Raw genomic sequence first — 4,580 nt, 5'->3', positions numbered from 1 at the left:
GGTCCGGAAGAGCATGAGAGCTACACCATCGGCAGTCCGCGCACGACACCCATGTCCCAGAACCACAACGGGCGCCAGTCGAACGGATCCATGCGTCCCTTCATCCAATCCTGATGCCAGTCGAAGCCGGTCCAGACCTCGGTGTGGAGGCCGGCGAACTGGTTGTTCATGAAGCACACGATTCCCGGCCGGTTCAGAATGGCCGATCTCGACTCGGCCCGAGACGCCACCTTGCCGTTGCCGAGACGCGAGATCTCCTCGCCGGTCTCGAATGTCGTATCGAGGAACTCCTTCATCTCGTCGACCGAGGCGATGTAGTGGAACTCCTTGTTGGCGGCCGCCTGGATCTTGAACTTGCGGGTCGGGCGCCGGTAGCTCTTGTTCCCGACCATCTTCGTGGGATCGGTCGTGTGGAACGACATGTTGAGCGCATGCGACATCTGAATGCAGCAGGTCGTATAGCTGGGGTCGAGGTTCTTGAGCTCGGTCACCCAACTGTCCAGTTCGTTGCCGAGAGATCCTCCCGGGTCGCTCATGGTGACGGTGTACTTGACCTTGGGCGGCGTCCCGACGGTCGCCGATGTCTGGGTGACTATCGGGTAGTACGCCTTGAAAACGGGCAAATCGATGCTGATCGCGAAATCATCCATGGGCGACTCTCCGGTCTCGATGGCGACATCGAACCCTACGCCCGATTAATGGACTCTTTGCGGCAGCTACAACGACCAGTTGATCGGCGTATCGGGGCGGAAGACCACGACGCTCTTATCGCTGCCTGGCACGTCGATGCGTTCCGGCACGTCCAGGCTGCCTGCACTCAGTGTGATGCGCTCCTCGTTAGGCAGCAGCCCATAGAAGCGCGGGCCGTTCAGCGACGCGAACGCCTCCAGGTGATCCAACGCATTCTCCTCGGCGAAGACCTGGGTGTAGACCTGCATGGCCACGGGTGCGTTGAAGATGCCGGCACAGCCGCAGGCGCATTCCTTGGTGTCGGCGGTATGCGGCGCGGTGTCGGTGCCGAGGAAGAACTGCGCGCTGCCTGAGGTCGCGGCACGGCGCAGCGCCAGGCGATGCTCTTCGCTCTTGGCGATCGGCAAACAGTAGAGGTGCGGACGGATGCCGCCCTTGAAGATGGCGTTGCGGTTGTAGCTGAGATGATGCGGCGTGATGGTGCCGCCCATGCGCGCACCGTTCGCTTCGACGAACGCCACGCCCTCCTTGGTCGTGATGTGCTCCAGCACGACCTTCAGCCCCTGATGCCGACGCAGCAACGGCGCCAGCACCTTGTCCAGGAACACCGCCTCGCGGTCGAAGATGTCGACGTCGGCGTCGGTTACCTCGCCATGGACCAGGAGCGGCATGCCCGCCTTCTCCATCGCCTCGAGCCCCTTGGCGATGCGGTCCATCGAGGTGACGCCGTGCGCCGAGTTGGTCGTGGCATGCGCGGGATAGAGCTTGGCCGCCACCCACACGCCCTGCTGCTTGCCGTTGGCGAGCTCGACCGGATCGGCGCTGTCGGTCAGGTAGCAGGTCATCAGGGGCTCGAAGGTGAGCCCGGCTGGAACCGCTCTGCGGATTCTGTCTCGGTAGGCCGACGCTTCCGCGATCCGGGTCACCGGCGGCACCAGGTTGGGCATGATGACGGCGCGGGCGAACTGGCGCGCCGTATGCACGGCGCAGGCCTGCAACATCGGCCCATCGCGCAGATGGACGTGCCAGTCGTCGGGTCGGCGGATGGTGATCGAACTGGGCAAGGTCATGATGCGTTTTCTACGCTTGCCCCCGGGCAGGCTCCAATGTTGATTGCGGGCATGAATGAACTGAAAGAGGCGATCGCCTACGCCAAGGCCGCCGAGTCCAAGTGGCCCGCAAGCATGAAGATGCCGGACGGCCAGTTCGTGATGACCTTCGATTCGGGCGAAAAAGCCCCCGACAACGAGGTGCTGGGACCGGTCACGCCGCGCGGCGGCCACTCGGGCATCGTCTATCGCGGCGGCAAGGTTCTCGCCGAATGGGGCGACGTGGCGCGCCCCGACATGACCTTCAGCGTCGCCAAGAGCTTCCTCTCCGTGCTGGCGGGCCTCGCCGTCGGCGACGGACTGATCAAGGGCCTCGACGACAAGGCCGGACCTTCCGCGCTCGATGACGGTTTCGCCAGCGAGCAGAACAAGGACATCACCTGGCGACACCTCCTGACCCAGACCAGCGAATGGCAGGGCACGCTGTTCGACAAGGAGGACCGCATCGACCACAACCGCGTGGTCGGGCTCGCCGTCGCCGAGGCGCCCAAGGGAACGCGGCGCCAACTGAAGAAGCCGGGCACGTTCTACGAATACAACGATGTGCGCGTGAACCGGCTGTCGCTGTCGCTGCTGCAGCTGTTCAAGGAGCCGCTGCCGTCGGTGCTGAAGCGGCGCATCATGGATCCGATCGGCGCTTCGCAGGACTGGAAGTGGGACGGCTATCGCAACTCGACCGTCACCATCGACGGCAAGCCGATGGTCTCGGTGCCGGGCGGCGGCCACTGGGGCGGCGGCATCGTGATCTCGGCACGTGATCTGGCGCTGATGGGCCTGCTGGTGGCGCAAGGCGGCGTCTGGGACGGCAAGCAGCTGCTGCCCACGGGCTGGACCGACGAACTGGTGAAGCCCTGCCCCGTCGCGCCGTTCTACGGATTGATGTGGTGGCTCAACACCAACAAGCGGCAGTTCGCGGCGGCGTCGGAGCGCAGCTACTTCGCGCTGGGTTGGGGCAGCCACATCGTCTGGATCGATCCGGACAACGATCTGGTCACGGTGCTGCGCTGGATCGATCGCAAGCAGGCGCCGGGCTTCGTCGAGCGCCTGCTGGGGGCGATCGCCAAATGAGCCTCGACTACTCGGCCGTCCCGCGCATGCCGGACGGACGCACCGCCGCCGAACACATCGCCGCCGTCGAAGCCACCGCATCGCGCAAGGTGCGCGTGCCGATGGGTAACGGTGGCAAGATGATGTGGCACATCTGGAGCGAGAACTCGGGCAAGCCCATCCTGCTCCTGTTCCATGGCGGCTCGGGTTCGTGGATCCATTGGATCCGCAACGTCCAGCCGCTGTCACAGCATTTCACGATCTACGCCGCCGACATGCCGGGCCTGGGCGACAGCGATCCGCCGAACGACGTGCGCGATGTCTGGTCGGTGACGCATTGCGTCGAGGCGGCGATGAAGGAGCTGCTGCCGGCCGACAAGACGTTCGCCATCACCGGCTTCTCGTTCGGCGGCATGGTGGCCGGTCATATCGCGACGCTGTTCGAGCCCCGGATCCGCCGCATCGTCATGGTGGGCGCCGGCGGGCTCAAGGCGACGCGCGATCCCGGGCCGAAGCTCCGCAAGCTTTTGCCCGAGATGCCGGCCGAGACCTTGGCCGCCGAGGCGCGGCGCAATCTCGAAATCCTCATGTTGCATGATCCCGCCAATGTCGATGGCGTAGCCATCCACATGCAGATCATGAACACCACGCGCGCCAAGACGCGCAGCCGCGACATGGGACGGGCCTACAAGCTCAGCGAAGTGCTGCCGCGGGTGAAGACGCCGTTGACCGGCATCTGGGGCGAGTTCGATTCGACCACCTATCCACACATCCAGGAACGAATCGACCTGTTCCGTGCCCTGCAACCGGACTTCCAGATGCATGTGATCGAGGGTGCCGGCCACTGGGTTGCCTACGAGGGCGCCGAGGCGTTCAATCGCAAACTGATCGACGTCCTCTTGCAATAGCCGGCAAGGCCCTCATGTCTTGCCCCAAGACAAGACAGAAGAACACGCAGGGGTAGGAGCATTCCATGAAGACCGAGGTCTCCGAGATCGCCGACAAGATCTATCGCCTGTCGACCTTCGTGCCCCAGATCGGGCCGAACGGATTCACCTTCAACCAATTCCTGATCGATGCCGACGAGCCGTTGCTGTTCCACTACGGCCAGCGCTCGCTGTTCCCGCTGATCTCCGAGGCGGTGAAGCGCGTGATCCCGCTCGACCGGCTGCGCTGGACGACCTGCAGCCATGTCGAGGCCGACGAAAGCGGCGCCCTCAACCAGTGGCTGGCCGCGGCGCCCAGCGCCACGCCGGCGCACGGCCAGGTCGGCTGCAACATCTGGCTGACCGACATGGCCGACCGGCCGCCGCGTGCGCTCAAGAACGACGAGGTGCTGGACCTCGGCAGCAAGAAGGTGCGCTGGATCGACACGCCGCACGTGCCGCACAACTGGGACGCCGGCGTGATCTACGAGGAGACCACGGGCACGCTGTTCAGCAGCGATCTGTTCACCCAGTTCGGCCCCTGTCCAACGACGACAACCGGCGACATCGTCGAGCCGGCCATCGCCACCGAGAAGGCGGTCCCCTTCATGCCAGCCACGCCGCAGGCCGCGCCGACCCTGCGCCGGCTGGCGGCGTTGAAGCCCGGCACCATCGCCCTGATGCACGGCCCCACCTTCAAAGGTGACGGCGAAGCCGCCCTGAAGGCGTTGGCCGACCATCACGCCAAACGGCTGCATTCATAGTCTTGCCGGACCGCGGGCCTCCAGGCCCGCTCATGGTCTTCCGG

The 4,580-nt window shown here is 64.9% G+C and carries 5 protein-coding genes; 3 read left to right on the top strand and 2 right to left on the bottom strand.

Annotated elements, in window-relative coordinates; genetic code table 11:
* Positions 1-20: 20 nt before the first annotated feature.
* Complete coding sequence (locus RSO01_RS46040; protein WP_147157348.1) at positions 21-650, bottom strand: T6SS effector amidase Tae4 family protein; 630 nt, start codon at positions 648-650, stop codon at positions 21-23.
* Positions 651-716: 66 nt separating this feature from the next.
* Entirely contained in the window at positions 717-1,760 is a 1,044-nt protein-coding gene (gene pyrC / locus RSO01_RS46035; RefSeq protein WP_147157347.1) for a dihydroorotase, read from the bottom strand.
* 51 nt (positions 1,761-1,811) lie between these two features.
* Here pyrC and RSO01_RS46030 point away from each other — a divergent pair, with 51 nt between their 5' ends.
* The 3 genes from RSO01_RS46030 to RSO01_RS46020 all read left to right on the top strand — a co-directional run bounded on the left by RSO01_RS46030 (position 1,812) and on the right by RSO01_RS46020 (position 4,536).
* Positions 1,812-2,867 (top strand): serine hydrolase domain-containing protein, encoded by a 1,056-nt coding sequence (locus RSO01_RS46030; protein ID WP_218037675.1) that lies wholly within the window; start codon positions 1,812-1,814, stop codon positions 2,865-2,867.
* Positions 2,864-3,754: an alpha/beta fold hydrolase gene (locus RSO01_RS46025; protein ID WP_147157345.1), complete on the top strand. Its 891-nt coding sequence runs from the start codon at positions 2,864-2,866 to the stop codon at positions 3,752-3,754. Before RSO01_RS46030 ends, RSO01_RS46025 begins: the two co-directional genes overlap by 4 nt.
* Before the next feature lie 65 nt (positions 3,755-3,819).
* Positions 3,820-4,536 carry an oxygen-binding di-iron domain-containing protein gene (locus RSO01_RS46020; RefSeq protein ID WP_147157344.1) on the top strand — a complete coding sequence of 239 codons (717 nt, stop codon included), beginning with the start codon at positions 3,820-3,822 and terminating at the stop codon, positions 4,534-4,536.
* The last annotated feature ends 44 nt before the right edge of the window (positions 4,537-4,580 follow it).

The organism is Reyranella soli, from assembly GCF_007992495.1.
GTDB lineage: Bacteria > Pseudomonadota > Alphaproteobacteria > Reyranellales > Reyranellaceae > Reyranella > Reyranella soli.
The sequence above is the reverse complement of the archived record's forward strand: the minus strand, read 5'-3'. Positions and strand labels throughout refer to the sequence as shown.